Raw genomic sequence first — 17,030 nt, 5'->3', positions numbered from 1 at the left:
ACATATACCTATACAAGTTTTTCTTGTGATACTCCCGATACAGGAGACGCTGTTTACAAATCAGAATACATGAGACAACAAATACTTATGGATTGTGGACCAGGGTATGACGATGTAACCTACGATGGAGAATGTGTTCCTATAGATGACGCTATTATAGACAACACCAACAACCCTTGCGTAAGTGCTATTATAAAAGCCTTACAAGAAAAAGATATGAAAGGTGCTTTGGTGCCTGATTTAGAAGGTATGGGGCATTTGTCGCAAACGATTTTAGATTTGTTTGACCATTCTCAAACTTATAACTTAACTTTTAATATAGGGCAATTAAATAACATAGGTTCTGGTGTAAGTGGCAACACCAATGGTTTTGATATTACCTTAGATACCGACTTAGTAAAAGATGCCACAAAGTTATTTATAGCCAAAACGGTTATACACGAAAGTTTCCACGCATATATTCATTACGTTGTGAGGGAAAACCCAGGATCTACAATGACTAGTGTTGTAAAAAAATATTATCAAATTTATAATAGGGATTCAAATCTTTCCGAACACCAATTTATAGGACAATATGTAGAAGCTTTAGCTTATTCTCTTTCGTCGTATGATAACCATCAACAACCTATGGATTATTATAAAGCCTTATCTTGGGCAGGTTTAGAATCGTCTAATAACTACCAAAATTTAAGTAGTGCTGACAAAACAAAAATTCAAAATATAATACAAAATGAAAGACTTAATAAAAGTGGTGCGAAAAGCACTAAGTGTTAGTTTATTATTATTAGTTAGTAGTGTGATTTCATGTAAATCAGTTCGTAATGATATAGTAGATAAAACATATAAATTAGAAAAATTCAAATCTAAGCAAGCTGATTTTTCAAGTATTGTTATCAATGCTTATGATTTTGAGATGAAAAAAAAGTTAGCAGGGATAGTATATGTAAATAATGTGGTTTTTTTTATGGATTTTGATAAAAAAAACAAAGTTAAACCTTTAGTTGTTACACCTAATACAGATAACTATTTTGATGTAGAAATTTCATATATAAGAAAGCATACAGTAAAAGTTGATAAGTTTTTTGTTAAAAGAGGGGATTCAATTGTTATTGATGCCTATTTAAAAGAAGATAAAAGACCCATTATAGATTAGTTTTTTATGATTATTATATTTTGATAAAATGAAAGATTTAATAAAAGTGGTGCGAAAAGTACTAAGTGTAATTAATTTTACTTTAATTATATTAATTTTTTCTTCTTGTGGTTCTACTAATAGAAGTAGAATTTCACAAGAATTATACAAAGAAGAGTATAAAATAATAAATACCTTTTTTACTAAGGATATTAAAGATAATATTTACCTACACAAAAAATTTTTTATAGATACAAAGATTGCTCGATATTTTAATTCAAAAAATATAGACTCAATAATTGAATCTAGAGGTATTCCGTCATACATTTCTGAAGATACATTAAAGGTTCTATTAAATAAGAAAGTTCGTGAAGAGTTTCATGCATTAATTTTGTCTTCAAAGAAAATCAAAATTGATAAGAATAGAATTTTAAGTAAAAATTTAAAATTAACTAACAAAAAAGAGTACTTAATTAGTTTGCCCTTGATTATTGATGATTTAGCTATTTTTTGTAAGCAAAGTAAATTTGAAACTCCTGTTTTCATAATGCAAAAGAAAAAAGGTAAATGGAAAATTATATATACTTTTTATGATAAGTTAATATTAATCTAAGAGATGTTAAAGATGCGAAAAGCACTAAATGTAAATAAAACAGTTATGATTCTAGCCTTTTTAATTCTTTATGCTTCATGTAAAGTAACTAAAAGAGTTAATATCATAAAGGAGGGTACTTATAGTTTAAAAAGATATACCTCTAAAAGTGGTTTTTCAAGTATCAATGTTAAAGCTTATGATTTTGAATATAAAAATGACTTAAATGCAGGTTTAACAATAAATAATATTTACTATGATTTAAGTTTTAATGAGGAAAAAAAAATAGTTCCGTTGCATATTGTCGCTAGTCCTAAAAATAAGTTTAATGTAAGGTTCTTTTTCCCTTCTAGATATTCTGTAAATGTAAAAGAGTTTACATTAAATCAAGGAGACTCTATAGTGATTAAAGCTTATTTAAAAGAAGACAATCGCCCTGTGTATTAAAAAAGCTAATATGCCTGAAAGTTAACTTTCAGGCATGTTTTTTTATAATCTTATCCGCTTATGACAATCATCAACAACCTATGGATTATTATACAGCCATGAGCTGGGGAGGATTGGAAAGTTCAGATGCATATAAAGCATTAAGTAGCACAAAAAAAACAGCAATACAAAAAATAATTAAAAATGAAAGATATGCAAAAAGCGATGCGAAAAGTACTAAATGTCCGTAATTTTATTTGTTTCTTTATTTATTTAATAACGATATCATGTTCTTCGAAAAAGTTATTAATTAGTGAAAATCAAATAAATGTTTTAAATGAAATTCTTCACTCATCAAATAATAATATTTATTATAAAACAATAGTTAATGATTTAGAAAAGCCTATAGAGGCTTATATTTCTAATGAAATGGAATTTCAATTTTGCGAAAATGAAGTTATAACGCCTGATGAAATATCTTTTTTAAAGAAACAACAACTAGAAGTTGTAAATTTATATAAACTACCATTAGATATAAAGGAAAAAGTAACGAGAAAAAAGAAAGGTATTGAAACTTCCCATATTTCGGTACCTATCTTATTTAGAAATAATACTATGGCATTATATGATATGGTGGAAATTTTATGTTGCTCAAAAAAGAAAAATCTAAATGGAAAGTTATTTGTTCGAGTTTAGTTTGGATAGAATAATTGATAATGAACGATATGCAAAAAGCGATGCAAAAAGTACTAAATGTAAATAAATTGATATGCGTATATATGTTTATTAATATTTAGATGCAGTAGTTCAAAAGAAAATTTCAATAAAAACTTTTCTAATTATACTGTAAATAAATTCAAATCTGATCGTAGATCTATTAAAATAAATGTTTTGGATAAAGGGTTTCCTTATGACACAATACCAAGCCCTCTCATAACTATAAATAACCTTTATTTTGGTGAAACGAGTTTTTTAGACCAAAAGTTGGTAAGCATAATATAGAAATAGCATCACCAGGGAAAGTCAGTGTTATATAGCAAGGCAGATCGTTTACTTATTTATTGTATTTAGAGTTATCTTTGTTAACATAGATACTCCAACATGAAAAAGCTACTATTTCTTCTGTTAACCATTTTATTAATTACGAGTTGTACCAATTACGGGCAGCTGAAGTTAGTGTCATACTTATCAGGAGATTTAAAAGAGGTTTCTGGAGTAGAGAATAGCAACGACTTAAATGTACTATGGATGCATAACGATAGTGGTAATGCAGCTGAATTATTTAAAGTGAGTACCCAAGGAGAAATTTTACAAAAGAGAGTATTAGCAGTAAAGAATCACGATTGGGAAGACCTAACTTTTGATGACGATGGAAACATATACATCGCCGATTTTGGTAACAATAATAACAAAAGAAAGAACTTAGTAATTCTAAAAATTAAGGAAGAAGATTTAGTAAATGGAGAGAATATAGAGGTAGAAAAAATAAAGTTTTCATATCCCAATCAAACCAACTTTCCGCCTAAAAAGAAAGACCGTTTTTTTGATGCAGAATCTTTAATTTATAAAGATGGATTTCTTTACATTTTTACAAAAAGTAGGGTTAAAAATAAGTACGGAAAAACAATGCTGTACAAAGTTCCAGCTACAAAAGGGGAGTATACAGCTAAGTATATAGCTGAATATGCAAACTGTGATGATGTACATTGTGCAATTACAGCAGCAACGATATCGCCAGATAAACAAAAAGTGGTTTTGCTAACACATCAATCGGTATTAGTATTTACCAATTTTAACGGAGACGATTTTTTTAGTGGAGACGTAAAAGAACATACATTTAATCATATATCTCAAAAAGAAGGCGTTACTTTTAAAGATGAAAGAACTCTTTATATAACAGAGGAAGCTGACAAAATAGGAAGCAGTAAACTGTATGAATTTGTATTAAAGGATTAAAAAAATCAGTTACCAATGTATGCACATTGATAACTGAGAGAGTTAGGGGAATCATCAACACCTAGTTTGGGTGCCTATACGTAATCAATCTGTCTAGAATAGCCTGCATTTATAGCTAATAAAATAGAATCTTCTCGGCTAAAACTAAACGGAATAATAGAACTTAAAGGTTCTTCAAATTTTTCTTCTATTTTTTGTTTAGATAATATCAAAGCTTGCTCTACCAATTGATGGTATTCGGTTATAAAGTATTTTTTAGGTAAGTTTTCAAACTTAGCAACATCAAAATCATAAAATTTGGTTCTTGTAATAGCTTTGTATTCTTGATCGTTATGTATAAATAAATAGGTAAGACCAACGTGGATAGTAGTGTTCGCTCCACTAGGGTCGTCGGGCCAATTATAAATTAAAAGGTAGGCTCCATCAATACTAACTTTAGGTTTAGAGATTTCTTCAATCTTTTCAAAACTTGTTAAATCACAAGACCCTGTTTTAATAACTTCTTTTATAGTTTGAACTGTACTCATTATTAATTAGTTAATTTTTTAGTCAAATATCATAGAAATTGCGTTTTCATTTTTGGGTGTTTTATAAACGCATACTATTATTTTATAAACGTTTTGTTAAAGTGATGGATAAGGAGGTGAAATGAAAATATATAATTATTTTAGTTGGCTAATTACTTACAAAAAATGCTATTGTTTAAAAGAAGCTACTTTTTATATATCGCCTGCGCCTTTTTAATTTTTTCAGCCTGTAAAAGAAATGATGTAGATAAAGATTTACAAGCGTATTTACACGCTATCGATAGTATTTCTCAGCAAAAACCAAAAGAAGGGCTAAGAAAAATAGATAGTTTACTAGAAAAGAAACAAAATTCTAAAAATAGGGCTTTACTATTGTTTAGCAAAGGAGAACTATGTTACCTAAACGATAAGTTAATAGAGGCAAAAAACATACACTTAGAAACGCATAGGTTATTTACAAAACTAAAAGACGATTATAATAAAGGAAGAAGCTTAATAACATTAAGCGCCACCTGTATGAAGCTAAATGAGTTAGAAGATGCTCAAAAGTATGCGTTGGAAGCTTTAGAAATAGGTAAGAAAATAAAAAATACCAGATTACAGGCTAAGGCAAATAATCAACTATTCAACCTTCACTTTATTTTAAAAGACTATGAAAAAGCATTGTTGTATATAAAAAGATGTGAAGAATTGTTTACTGACCCAAACGATCCTAATTCAATCATAGCAATAAAAAGTAACATTGCAGGAGTGTATTTGAAGTTAAAACAATATAACAAAGCATTAAAACAGTTTTCGGACGCTTTGGCTTTGGGTGAGTCAGCGAAAGACCCTAAAACGATAGTCAGCGTTCTTAATAATATTGGATACACGTATTTGGAAGCAAAACGTTTTGACGAAGCAGAAAAGTTTTTACGAGGAGCAGTAAAGCTTAACCAAAAAATTAAAACAATTAATGGAGCTCCATACAAAGGTTTAGGAGCCCTTTTTTTGATAACCAATAAGCTAGATTCGGCAGCGGTAAATTACAACAAAGCAATGTCAATTTATAAGAGTAAAAATAACCTTTCAGAAGAAGTAGAAATACGAGATAAGCTAATATCAATAGCGATTCTTAAAAAACAGTATCAAAAAGCATTGAACCATCAAATAATACGAGATAGTATAGAGGTGGTGAAGAGTAAAAAGCAAAACCAAAAACTTCTTTATTTTGCCAATGTAAACTATAAAGTTAAAGAGAAAGAAATAGCATTAACCCATCAGAAAGAAATAAACAAACAAAATTGGTGGTTAGGAATTAGTGTAATTGTATCGTTAGTACTCATCCTAATTACAGCCCTGTTTATAGGATATAATAACAAGTTAAGAGCAGCTAACAAAGCTTCTAAACTAGAACAACGTTTGCTGAGAGCTCAAATGAATCCGCATTTTATATTCAATACCTTAGCGGCGATTCAAAACATTACGTTAGAAGGAAATCCTGTAAGGTCTTCAAATTATATAGCTAAGTTCTCAAAACTCATTCGACAAAATTTTGAGTATGTTCGAAAAGAAGAAATTAGTTTAGAAGAAGAACTAGTTATGATTTCTAACTACATGGATACCCAGCAATTGCGTTTTAATAATAGTTTTAATTATCAGATCAATATTTCTGAAAACTGTGATGCAAAACAAGAAAAAGTACCTCCAATGCTATTGCAACCTTTTGTTGAAAATGCTATTGAATATGGGCTAAAAGAAAAGAAATCAGGAGGAATGTTGAACCTAAACATTCGAAAAAAAGGAGAAGAACTGCTTTTTGAAATTGAAGATAATGGAGTAGGAAGAAAGCAAAAAAAGAGTCAAGAAAAAATAGCAAAAGATTTACACGCTACCGATATTTTTATTGAAAGACTACAGATAAGAAATAAAGGAGAAGAAAAATCTTTTACCATAGAAGATTTGCATGACAAAGAAGGAAATCCTTCAGGAACAAAAGTTGTATTTAAATTAAAGGTATAAAATGATAAAAGCTGCTATAATAGAAGATGAGTTTAATGCACTAAATACATTAACAAAACTGTTGCAATACACGCAAAAAGATATAGAAATTGTAGCTAAAATTGATAATGTAGATGAAGCTATAGCTTTTTTGAGCAACAATAATTTAGACTTGGTATTTATAGATATTGAGTTGATTGGAGGAAATGCTTTTCAAATATTAGAAGCCTTAGAAAGCATAAATTTTAAAATGATATTTACCACGGCATACGATGAGTTTGCTATAAAAGCAATTAAGTTTGATACAGTAGATTACTTATTAAAACCTATAGATTCTGACGAATTAAATGCTTGCATAGAACGTTTTAGAGCGGACTTTGAAAAAGAGAAAAAGTACACACAAGCACTAAGTAAAATAAACGAGTTTGATAAAAAAGAGGCTCAAAAAACATTGCTTATTAAAACGACCGAAGAGCAACATTTTTTGCATGTAGATGATATTGTACGTTGCCAATCAGACGGAAGTTATACGCTTTTTTATACTACAGATAAAAAAATAATGAGTGCTCGGAACTTAAAGTATTACGAAAATATTTTAAGTACCCATGCCTTTGCAAGAGTACACCAATCTCACTTAATTAATATAAAATATTTAGCTTCCGTAAGTGCCAATACAGTTAAGTTATCAAGTGGTGAAAACGTTCCTTTATCATCAAGAAAAAAAACGTATTTAAAACAGTTTTTAGAAAATTTTAATACGAATACAAAATAGAAAGTAACACATATAAAACTCATTAAAAGAGTACTAAAGTTCCCTATAATTTTGAGGTAAATAATAGAAAGTAACCTTAAAAAACAATCATATGGGACTTAAAGAAAAAAGATTTACAAAAGCTTTTCAAGAAGAAAAATTTCCTGCATTAAAAGAGCAAATAAACCATGCAGCAGGTTTTGATGTAACAATTGATGTAGTGTGGGATACCATGTTTGAGGATAAGTTTTTACACTTGTATGATGACAGTTATCCTAAAATTTATTTCCAACCACTTATCGATGCCTTTTCTGCCATAACAACTGATGATATGGGGAAAGAAGCCTTGTCAGAATCGTTAAAGAAAGTGGTTATTACCAACAAAGATAACCACTATAATCCAATGCATGCTTATACTTTTGAAGAAGGAGTTTTGCAAGTAAACCATAGCCCAATTTTAAATGCAGACAAAGTTCAAGACAGAACAGATGTGCTTATTAATTTATTAGAGAACAATTTATAGTCTAGTAATCTATAACAAAAAGTAAATATTGCTATGGAAACAGATTATATCAATCAATTTAAAGCACAATCGCCAGCAGCTATAATTCATAGCATGTTTAGTGATAAGAAGCAATTAAAAGTTGCTCTATCACTAAAAAACGGACTTTATATAGAAGGTTTTGTGGTAGATATCACCAAAGAAGAATACCAAACATTTGTATGTATGAGAACCGAAGAACAAGAAGTGTTGTTTTTCGATCTTCAAGAAGTATCCGTTTTACGAATTAAGCATCCTAAAAAAATAGCAGTTTCATTATCCAAAGGAAACATTAGTCGTCCGTTAGGAGAGGAGCCTATTAGCACTTTACAATTAAAAAGATGGACTCTTGAGCAAGAATCGTTGTTAGAGGCAACGATTAACTTATCATTTGAAAAGTTAGTATTACAAGAAGCAAATGCTCGATTAAACTGTAAAGATATTATTACAAGCTTATTAAAAGCAAGACAACGAATAGTAGAAGATGAAATGGGGTTAGCAGCATGGAAAGAAATAAAAACAGTTGCCATTACTAACACAGAAACATTACAAGTAAGTAAAGAAGGAAGTGTATTGAAAATAGGTGTTGAAATTACTAAAGTATTGCCAAAAGAATTAGAGCATCTTTTTATTGATAAGATAGAAAAAGTAGTGTAAAATTATAAAAATATTAAAAAATGGGACTTAAAGAAAAAAGAGCAGTTCAAACATTTAAAAACGAATCATTTCCAGCATTAGAAACAGAAATAAATAATAAAGCAGGATTTAACGTATCATTAAACATAGCTTGGGATACACTGGTAGAAGATAAGTTTTCGCACCTTTACAATGATACGTTTCCAAAAATATATTTTCAACCGTTAATTGAAGCAATCAAAGCTGTAAACATTGATGAAATTGGGAGAGAGTTGCTAAAAAATGGATTAAAAGAAGTAAAGATTGTTAATGAACATAACGAACATAACTTAGAAAGAGCAATCACTTTTGTAAATGGGGTGTTAACCATTAATCACAGCCCTATTATGAATGCTGATAAGGTGGAAGAGAAAACAGAAAGAATTGTACACCTTTTAGAAACGCATTTAGAAGAATTTGCAGGAAGCGAAGCCAGTGTTGAGAGTACAGAAAATCCGAATAATATTGTAGGAGGAAAGGTAGATAACACTATAAAATTAAGTTTACCTCAGTTGCACAACCAATATGTAGCCTTAGCTTTTGAAAAGCAAGATAACTTAGCAGATATTGTTGAAGATTTACCTTGGACTTGTGATATGCTTCAGGGAACGGTAACTTATGGTGATCTTAGCTTTAAAATGCAGGTATTAGGAACCTACTCTCACAATGAACAATCATGGTTATGGGCTTGGGCAAATAAACAAAGTGGTATTCCAGAACAATTTTTAGAAGCTTCATTACAAATGAAAGCTCTAGGAGAACGTCATGGAATAGAAGATTTACTTTCCTCAAAAATAGAAACAGAACACGATCCTGGTCATTATTTTTCTTTCGTAGCAACAGGAGTTAATCAGGCAAGTTGTTATGCGCCATTACCTTTTAAAGGGCTTACGGTGTATGTATTATTATATACGGATATGGTTGATGAAAAAGAGATAAACATTCCTGCTTTAATCTGTTCACACTTCTCAAAAACAACAACTCGTATGGATTTTGAACACAAGCACGCATTGTTTTGCTACTTAGTTCAAAAAGGATATGAGGTTGAGGTGTCAGGAAATAATATCGTTGCAAAAAAAGGAGAGGATCAAATTTTAGGAATTTTTGACCTAAAAGGGAGATTATTAAAATTGTCTAACTCAACAGTTCCTGTAGGAGCTTAAAAAAGAAAAAGTATGTATCAATCTACCACATTATCAGAATTAGAAAAAGAACATCAAGATGCGTTAACGCAAGCGCAAAATAAGATGATGGAAGATCTGAATCTTGCACAACAGAATGGTGACAACGATTTAATTCATCAAGCAAGTGTTCATTTCCAAAACCTAGCTAAAGAATTAGCAGAACAATACACTAAACGTATTGAAGAAATTAACGAGTTGAACCTTAAAAATGTAACAGAGAATATTCAAGAGGTATATGATAACTCGAGAGCAGATATTGATTTAAATGCGTTGGTGTATGACGGAGATCGTGATTATGTTTTAGAGTTTCAGGAAGATGAGTTGATTCAAAAAACGTTGGAAAGAATAAAAGAAAATAATCCAGTTTTTAAATCGAGAAGACATTTGTTGAAATCAAGTTTACGATTAACAAAAATGTTAGCTCCCGTACTTCATGAAATAGGAGAGCATTGTAAAGAGGTATTGAAACTAAAAGCTGATATTGAATTTTTTGTGTATCAGGAAGATAAATTCAACGCGTCATGTTATCCGCCAGACAAAGATAAACTGTATATTATTTTAACTTCAGGAATTTTAGAACGTTTTACAAAAGATGAACTAGCTTTTGTTATTGGTCATGAAATCGGACATGTATTATTCGAACATTTTAATTATCCCGTAAAACATATTTTAGATGAAGGTGCAAACGATTTAGCACCAATTCATGCGATGAAGTTATATGCGTGGAATCGTAACGCTGAAATTAGTGCCGATAGAGCTGGTTTATTATGTTGTAAGAGTTTTGAGGCAGCAGCAAGAACATTCTTTAAGCTATCGTCTGGAGTAACTTCTGATTCTTTAGATTTTAAACTAAACGAGTATATCAATCAGTTTTCAGATTTAGAAGAAGTGTTAAATGACGATACACACGATCCGTCAGATTGGTATAGCAGTCACCCGTTTAGCCCACTTCGTATTAAAGCATTAGAGCTATTCAATAAGAGTAAAACGTATGAGTTATTCAATCCTGAAATTAATGGAGAAATAACAGAGGAAGCGATGGAGTTAGAAATACAACGAATTATGTCGTTAATGGAGCCAGAAGATTTAGGAAACGAAACTGAGCATTCAGAAAAGATTCAACGTTTTATGTTCTTAGGCGGTTATATGATTTCAAAGGCAGATGGAGTTGTGGATGATTCTGAAATACAGGCGTTGAGTAGTGTGGTGTCTCCATCGGTTTTTGCTCAGTGTATGTTAACGATTAAAGGCTTAACAGAGCAAGATATTATTGATGAGATTATAGCGCTAGCAAAAGAGTTGGATATTGTAATTTCTGTGATGCAAAAATTAAATATTCTAAGAGATTTATCTATTATTTCTTATGCGGATGGAAGCATAGATGCTGCTGAAGTAGAGGTATTATACAACTTGGCAAGACAATTATATATAAAAACTGAATTTATTGATAGAATTATCAGTGACGCCCAAGGTGTTGACTAACCATCTTATTTTTGTTTATCCATGTTAGCTAAACCATACATGTTAACCGTGTATGGTTTGGCTTATGTTATATATTAAAAGTACCCATCCGACAATTAGTAGTAAACCACCTAAAGGAGTAATAGGACCTAAAAAGGTCATTTTTTTACCTTTTGCGTCAGATAAAACTAAACCATAAATGCTAAAGGAAAACAGTATAATTCCAATTACAAAAGCGTAATATATTGCTGAACTAGCTACATCAAAATAACTTCCAACGAATAATAAAACGAGTGCATGATACATTTGGTATTTTACACCCGTTTCAAATGATTTTAATTGCTCTTTATTTAAATTTTTTTGTAAAGCATGTGCTCCAAAAGCGCCAAAAATTACAGCGAACATACCAAATAAAGCGCCTGTAATTAATACAATTTGTTGTGCCATATTTTTTTAAGAATTAAAAAGAAAAACCAATACTAAAAGCTACTCTGTCCTCTTGTGAAGTTCCTCTAAAGTATGAAATATTTGCAGTGAATAAATCGATTCCGATTAGCCAAAAAGAACCACCATAACTAGTATGCCATTTTTTTGAATTTGGAGAATACGGAGACCATACACGACCGTAATCAAAACCGCCAGTAACACCAATTTTTATAGGAATAATTCCTGTACGAATGCGTCCAAAACGCAAACGTAAATCGTTACTGTGATAAAAACTTTGAGTTCCAGAAAAACGTTCTCTATTAAATCCGCGTAAACTACGTTCACCACCTAAAGTAGCTGCTTGGTAAACTTCAAAACGATTTCCTACATTAATTTGAGTTCCCACTTCAGAAGCAAAAACTAAGGAACGGTTGAATACTAGGTTTTGATACATAGCCAAAGAACTTTTAATATAACCAAAACGTCTGTCAAAATCGTCTAAGTTGGCTTTAGCCCCAACAGCTAAATCGAAGTTCATACCTTTGGTAGGAAAACTACTATTGTCTACTCGGTTGTGATTAAAATTTAATTCACCTCCCCAAAAATAATTAGTATCAAAAATAGCCGTAGGTTGCTTGTCAAAATTATTGATAAATCGATTAGGAGTATCTTCTACTTCAATAGCTTCGACGATTCCTGAAATTTTAAAAATACTTCCTCCACGTAATCGTTTTAATAACGAAGGAGAAAAGCTAATTTCTTCTTTTTTAACACGGTAATGATCCAAATTGAAACTTTGGTCATAAATACTTTCATTCCCCCATCCGAAGAAATTAAAAGAATAATTATCGCTAGTAGCTTTAGCGCGCAAATGCAAACTCCAATTCCCAATCAGCTCAGTAAATTCACCATTGTACTCTAAATCATATCCACTTGTTGCAGAGTAATAGTTTGCTGCTAAAATATGTTGACTTGCAAAAGGACGTTTTTTAAAGCCTTGTTGTGTATAGGTTACCGAAGCCCCAAAAAAGAAACCATCATCCGGGTTGCTACCTAAGCTAGGGAAAACAATAGTTGTATTGTTGTTAATGTCGTGCGCGTCATAGGTGTTTTTAAAATAACTATCAGAACGTACATCTGCAGTTTCAGAACTTGGATTTATCGTGTTTTTTTTAGATGTAAAATCGTAGATTTTAGTTTTCTTCCCCCAGCCTGCAACCGATGATTTATCGGTATACACATCGTGATTTTGACCCCCTATAATTCGTAGTAAAATTCCATCATGTACCTCACCAGAAATTAAAAACTTATCATCTCCATTTAAACCGTAAAGCTGTATTTCTTTCGTTTCTTTTGTTTTGAAAACACGGTTATAGATTTCATTTTCTTTTCTAAAAACAACAACACTAGTTTCCTCATCATTTAAACGTTTGATGATGAATTTATCGTCTTTATCTGTACCAACTACATGCACAACTTTGTTTAGTTTGGTATAATAACGGTTAGCGATTTTTTTTAATTGATCTCTTCGAGCTTTAATTTTAGCAATGGTTTCTTTTCCATCAATATCATAAATAACCTTTGGTAATTGTTGAATTGATTGTTCAATTACTTCATCGGTTAAATGTTGTTGAATATATTCAGCTTGTTTATTCCAATCATCAAGTGTTAATTGATTTAAAAAGGCAGCATCAAAGAAGCGAGCATAGTTATTGTACCACTTCATGTTTTTAATGTCATTATCGAAAGTTTGCATGTTTTTCACTAAGGGGGCAAATTGCTGAAATAGAGGAATCATAACTCCATCAAACTTAGAAAACGGTTGGTCTCTATCTCTAGGAATAGGACGGTAAAAGGTTTTACCATCTTCAGTTTTAAAAGAGGCCCAACGCCATTGGTCTTCGTGCCTATCCCAATCACCAATTACCATATCAAACAAACGCGAACGAACTACCCATTCTTGGTCGATTGAATGGTTACCGTTTTTCCTGATTTTTTCTAACACATCAAATGTGCTAATAATAGCATCAGAGTTTCCAAAGTTGTCTAATTCACTACGGTCACCAGCAGGTCGTTCTTCCAACAGGTATAATTGCCCTCCAAAAATATCATTGTACTTACCTAAAGCAGGTTGTTTTGGCATGTAATACAGTTTTGGGTTGGTGTGGTAAATGTTTACAGCTTCTGCCATATCAGGAAGTACAAAAGCAGCGTATGGATGCGACATGGTAAAAATATCTTGAACCACATCAACTAAAAAGGTTCTTTTTAAAATACCTCCCATAATACGACTTCCGTCTTTTATCATTGAACGTAAAACATACTGTTTACCTTCAGGGTTTTCTAATCGCAATGAATTGGTTTGGTTGCCACCACCTCTTCTGATAGGAGTTAAACCTCCATAAACATTTTCTAATTCTAGTACAGGAACTTTTACTGTTTTTCCGTATTTATCTCTGTTTAAATCCCCCCACATAAATTTGTAAAAACCACTAACGTCTGTAGATTCTGGAGGATAAATAGAGGTTGTTACAAACTTCTTATGCTCTTCATATTCAGGAAAGTTTGAATAGATTTTGGTTTGTTGTGGTTTTACAATTTCTTTACTGAATAAAAGTTTGTGACCATCTTTGGTATTGGCAGCATAGTATTCAATAACAGCTGAACCATCTTTGTAGTAATTTAATTTAGCATATCCGTGATTACCATAAGTAAACTGAGCGCCATAACCAACTAAAGCAGCTGATTGTTTTGAACCCGAACCGCTAATTACTTGTTTAAATCCGTCTTGCTCTATGTATTGTAAGTTATGATCGTGACCAGAAACGAACACAATATTGTCTGTAAAATCATTAGATACTGCTTGTATTTGAGTAATAAAATCACTGTAGTTTTTATTAAAAATATCCGTTTGAATTCCTGCATGAGAGCGTAGCGCATTTTTCAACGTACCCAAAATTGGTGCTGGTTTTAGGTGGTCTTTTACTGAGAAGCTTCCCCCATGAGGTCCATTACTATATAATGGGTGATGTACAGCAACTACTACATTTTTATACCTGTTTTTCTTAAATAAACTAGAGAGCTCTTGAATAAAACGTTCACGAGTTTTAATATCACAATTGTCGTTCATTTTAGGTTCTTTGTCCCAATCCATAATAAACCAACGGCTATCAATAAGAATTAAGCTAAGGTCTTCGTTAATTTCAACTTTGTCCAATCCACAGCCTCCTTCAGGCAAAAAAGAGTCTTTACCTAACGCTTTTTCAACCATTTTTTCCTGACGTTTCAAGCCATCAACACCATTATACCAATCGTGATTTCCAGGAATAAAAATTGTTTTTCCTTTAAAGTCTTGCAAGGCATCAATTTGTGTTTGTAAACGATGTTCCGCTAAGGCTCTATCTTTATGTTCTTTATTGGGTATTCCGTATGGATATATATTGTCTCCTAAAAACAAGGTAGTTGCATTTTTAGTAGCTTTAGCTAACTCTTTTTGAAAGTAGGTTAGTGTAGGGGTAGTTTGTCCCATTTCGGCATTACCAGCATCTCCAATTAAATAGAAAGAATGCATTAATTCTTTACCTGTTTGAATTGTTTTTGGAGAGACTTTATCTGCGTACTTAGCTTTATAGGATGCGCAAGCACTAACTATGGTAATTATAGCTAGATACATGCAAAACTTGGTTAAGTTCATGTTTTATTTTTTGGTTATGTAAAAATAAGGCTTTTTAAGCTAAAACTATTGCTTTAGCAAATGCTGATAATCTTCAGGAGTATCAATATCTAGTAAGTTTTGATGAGAATTTACTTTAACAACATCATCGTTATGTTGTAATAGAAAACTCTTTGCACCTTTATCTCCTTTTAAATTTAATAACTCATTAAAATAGTTCTTTGGGAATACGGCAGGGACTCCAACACTGTCTTGATAACTAGAAGTAATTATGTTGGAAGGGTTCTTTTTTGAAGCTTCAATCAACGAGTTCAAGTATTCAGAAGTAACATGAGGTTGATCTGCTAGCATTATTAGAGCATTGTCAAAGTTATGTTTTTGTAAGAAGTCAATTCCTGTTACGATGCTAGTACTTAATCCGTCTTTATAATTAGGGTTGTAAATGACTTCAATAGGTTTTGTTGTAAGTTGTTTTTCAATCGCTTCCTTATGGGCTCCTAATACACAAAATACATTTTTAACTATTGATTTTTGAGCTTGTTCAATTGCCCATTCTAGTAAGGTGGTGTTTTTGTAAGGAAGTAATTGTTTCATTTTTCCCATTCGGGAAGCACTGCCTGCAGCTAATATGAGAATTGCTGTTTTTTGCATTGTATTAATTGTGGATTCGTCCAGTAATCTTTTTTAGAGAAAATACTTCTTTGTTACGAATTACCGATAATATTTCTGCTAAGATTGACAAAGCAATCTCTTCTGGGGTTTCTGCCCCAATGTTTAAACCGGCTGGGGTATGAATTTTATCTAAAAATTCATCAGTAATATCGGGTGAAAATTCAAATAGTTCGTTAAATAGTTTTTCTCGTCGTTTGGCAGCACCTAAAATACCTACATAAACAGGGTTTTGCTCCTGTAACTTAATCAACCAACGTAAATCGTATGTAAAATTATGATTCATAATAACAACTGCAGTATTGTTATTTACATGAGAAAGCTGAATTATCTCTGGAGTTTGTGCAACTACCGATTTAGCCCCAGGAAAATCGGCTAACTCTTTTGGATCTTTAATGGAAGTAACAACATCAACTTCCCAACCTAACTGAGTTGCTTGCATACATAGTTTTACAGCATCGTGTTCGCCGCCAATAATAAGTAAGCGAAATAGCGGTTGCAAAGCTTGTTTAAAAGTAGTTAGTTGATTTATTCTTTTAGTATTAAACTCTTTATTGAAAGAATAGATTTGTTGCTCGTTAAATTGAATGGTAGAACCGAAATTTCCGTATGCTTCATCTTCTTTTTGAAAATAAGATGTGATGTTATACGGTTTTCTTTGAATGCTGTTTTCTGAGAAAGCATGAATGAACTCAGTTGAAAGGTAAAAAGGCTCTAAAAGAACATATAATATTCCCTCGCAGCCTAAACGATAACGACCATCATAGGTTATTACTTTAGGTTTGTTGTTTTCAAAAACCGATTGTGCTCTACGTTGTACTTCTTTTTCAACACAGCCTCCGCTAATAGCTCCAATTATTTTTCCGTCTGAAGATAGTAGCATTCTAACTCCTGGTTTTCTATATGAAGAGCCATCTAAATCTACAACTGTTGCTAACACATTTTGTATGCCTTGTTGTTGGTTTATAGTTGCCTGTTGTATTATTTCTTTAAGTTCGTGCGTCATTTTGTGTAAAAAAACTCTTTTAAAAGTACGC

The 17,030-nt window shown here is 31.5% G+C and carries 18 protein-coding genes; 13 read left to right on the top strand and 5 right to left on the bottom strand.

What is annotated here, in order from left to right; translation table 11 throughout:
- From V1T75_RS06150 to V1T75_RS06120, 7 genes are all read left to right on the top strand, one after another.
- A partial coding sequence (locus V1T75_RS06150; protein WP_330487676.1) for a hypothetical protein occupies nucleotides 1–774 on the top strand: 774 nt, incomplete at its 5' end.
- A complete protein-coding gene (locus V1T75_RS06145; protein WP_330487675.1) occupies nucleotides 731–1,153 on the top strand; it encodes a hypothetical protein in 423 nt (140 codons plus the stop codon). The genes V1T75_RS06150 and V1T75_RS06145, both read left to right, overlap by 44 nt.
- Before the next feature lie 28 nt (nucleotides 1,154–1,181).
- Nucleotides 1,182–1,745, top strand: a complete 564-nt coding sequence (locus V1T75_RS06140; protein ID WP_330487674.1) for a hypothetical protein — start codon at nucleotides 1,182–1,184, stop codon at nucleotides 1,743–1,745.
- A 12-nt stretch (nucleotides 1,746–1,757) separates the two neighbouring features.
- Nucleotides 1,758–2,171, top strand: a complete 414-nt coding sequence (locus tag V1T75_RS06135; protein ID WP_330487673.1) for a hypothetical protein — start codon at nucleotides 1,758–1,760, stop codon at nucleotides 2,169–2,171.
- Nucleotides 2,172–2,251: 80 nt separating this feature from the next.
- Entirely contained in the window at nucleotides 2,252–2,401 is a 150-nt protein-coding gene (locus V1T75_RS06130) for a hypothetical protein (RefSeq protein ID WP_330487672.1), read from the top strand.
- Nucleotides 2,355–2,846 (top strand): hypothetical protein, encoded by a 492-nt coding sequence (locus tag V1T75_RS06125; protein ID WP_330487671.1) that lies wholly within the window; start codon nucleotides 2,355–2,357, stop codon nucleotides 2,844–2,846. The genes V1T75_RS06130 and V1T75_RS06125 overlap by 47 nt, the downstream gene beginning before the upstream one ends.
- 405 nt (nucleotides 2,847–3,251) lie before the next feature.
- On the top strand, nucleotides 3,252–4,106 hold the full coding sequence (locus V1T75_RS06120; protein WP_330487670.1) for a hypothetical protein: 855 nt from the start codon (nucleotides 3,252–3,254) through the stop codon (nucleotides 4,104–4,106).
- A 74-nt stretch (nucleotides 4,107–4,180) separates the two neighbouring features.
- On the opposite strand, the gene V1T75_RS06115 is transcribed toward V1T75_RS06120, so the two are convergent.
- Complete coding sequence (locus tag V1T75_RS06115) at nucleotides 4,181–4,633, bottom strand: hypothetical protein (RefSeq protein ID WP_330487669.1); 453 nt, start codon at nucleotides 4,631–4,633, stop codon at nucleotides 4,181–4,183.
- A gap of 165 nt (nucleotides 4,634–4,798) precedes the next feature.
- Between V1T75_RS06115 and V1T75_RS06110 the strand changes: the two genes are divergently transcribed.
- The 6 genes from V1T75_RS06110 to V1T75_RS06085 all read left to right on the top strand — a co-directional run bounded on the left by V1T75_RS06110 (nucleotide 4,799) and on the right by V1T75_RS06085 (nucleotide 11,246).
- Nucleotides 4,799–6,634 (top strand): tetratricopeptide repeat-containing sensor histidine kinase, encoded by a 1,836-nt coding sequence (locus tag V1T75_RS06110; RefSeq protein WP_330487668.1) that lies wholly within the window; start codon nucleotides 4,799–4,801, stop codon nucleotides 6,632–6,634.
- A 1-nt stretch (nucleotide 6,635) separates the two neighbouring features.
- A complete protein-coding gene (locus V1T75_RS06105; protein WP_330487667.1) occupies nucleotides 6,636–7,385 on the top strand; it encodes a LytR/AlgR family response regulator transcription factor in 750 nt (249 codons plus the stop codon).
- A 91-nt stretch (nucleotides 7,386–7,476) separates the two neighbouring features.
- On the top strand, nucleotides 7,477–7,887 hold the full coding sequence (locus V1T75_RS06100; protein WP_330487666.1) for a hypothetical protein: 411 nt from the start codon (nucleotides 7,477–7,479) through the stop codon (nucleotides 7,885–7,887).
- Between the two features lie 33 nt (nucleotides 7,888–7,920).
- A complete protein-coding gene (locus V1T75_RS06095) occupies nucleotides 7,921–8,562 on the top strand; it encodes a hypothetical protein (protein ID WP_330487665.1) in 642 nt (213 codons plus the stop codon).
- Nucleotides 8,563–8,582: 20 nt separating this feature from the next.
- Entirely contained in the window at nucleotides 8,583–9,743 is a 1,161-nt protein-coding gene (locus V1T75_RS06090; protein ID WP_330487664.1) for a DUF6882 domain-containing protein, read from the top strand.
- Nucleotides 9,744–9,755: 12 nt separating this feature from the next.
- Nucleotides 9,756–11,246, top strand: coding sequence for a M48 family metallopeptidase (locus tag V1T75_RS06085; RefSeq protein WP_330487663.1), 1,491 nt, complete (start codon nucleotides 9,756–9,758; stop codon nucleotides 11,244–11,246).
- A 42-nt stretch (nucleotides 11,247–11,288) separates the two neighbouring features.
- On the opposite strand, the gene V1T75_RS06080 is transcribed toward V1T75_RS06085, so the two are convergent.
- From V1T75_RS06080 to V1T75_RS06065, 4 genes are all read right to left on the bottom strand, one after another.
- Nucleotides 11,289–11,672, bottom strand: coding sequence for a DUF423 domain-containing protein (locus V1T75_RS06080; protein ID WP_330487662.1), 384 nt, complete (start codon nucleotides 11,670–11,672; stop codon nucleotides 11,289–11,291).
- A 13-nt stretch (nucleotides 11,673–11,685) separates the two neighbouring features.
- Complete coding sequence (locus V1T75_RS06075) at nucleotides 11,686–15,324, bottom strand: ShlB/FhaC/HecB family hemolysin secretion/activation protein (RefSeq protein WP_330487661.1); 3,639 nt, start codon at nucleotides 15,322–15,324, stop codon at nucleotides 11,686–11,688.
- Nucleotides 15,325–15,390: 66 nt separating this feature from the next.
- Nucleotides 15,391–15,975, bottom strand: coding sequence for a nucleotidyltransferase family protein (locus V1T75_RS06070; protein ID WP_330487660.1), 585 nt, complete (start codon nucleotides 15,973–15,975; stop codon nucleotides 15,391–15,393).
- A gap of 4 nt (nucleotides 15,976–15,979) precedes the next feature.
- Nucleotides 15,980–16,999, bottom strand: coding sequence for an XdhC family protein (locus V1T75_RS06065; protein WP_330487659.1), 1,020 nt, complete (start codon nucleotides 16,997–16,999; stop codon nucleotides 15,980–15,982).
- Nucleotides 17,000–17,030 lie beyond the last annotated feature (31 nt).

Source organism: Tenacibaculum sp. FZY0031 (assembly GCF_036350695.1).
Classification (GTDB): Bacteria; Bacteroidota; Bacteroidia; order Flavobacteriales; family Flavobacteriaceae; genus Polaribacter.
This window is presented reverse-complemented; position numbering and strand designations above follow the sequence as displayed.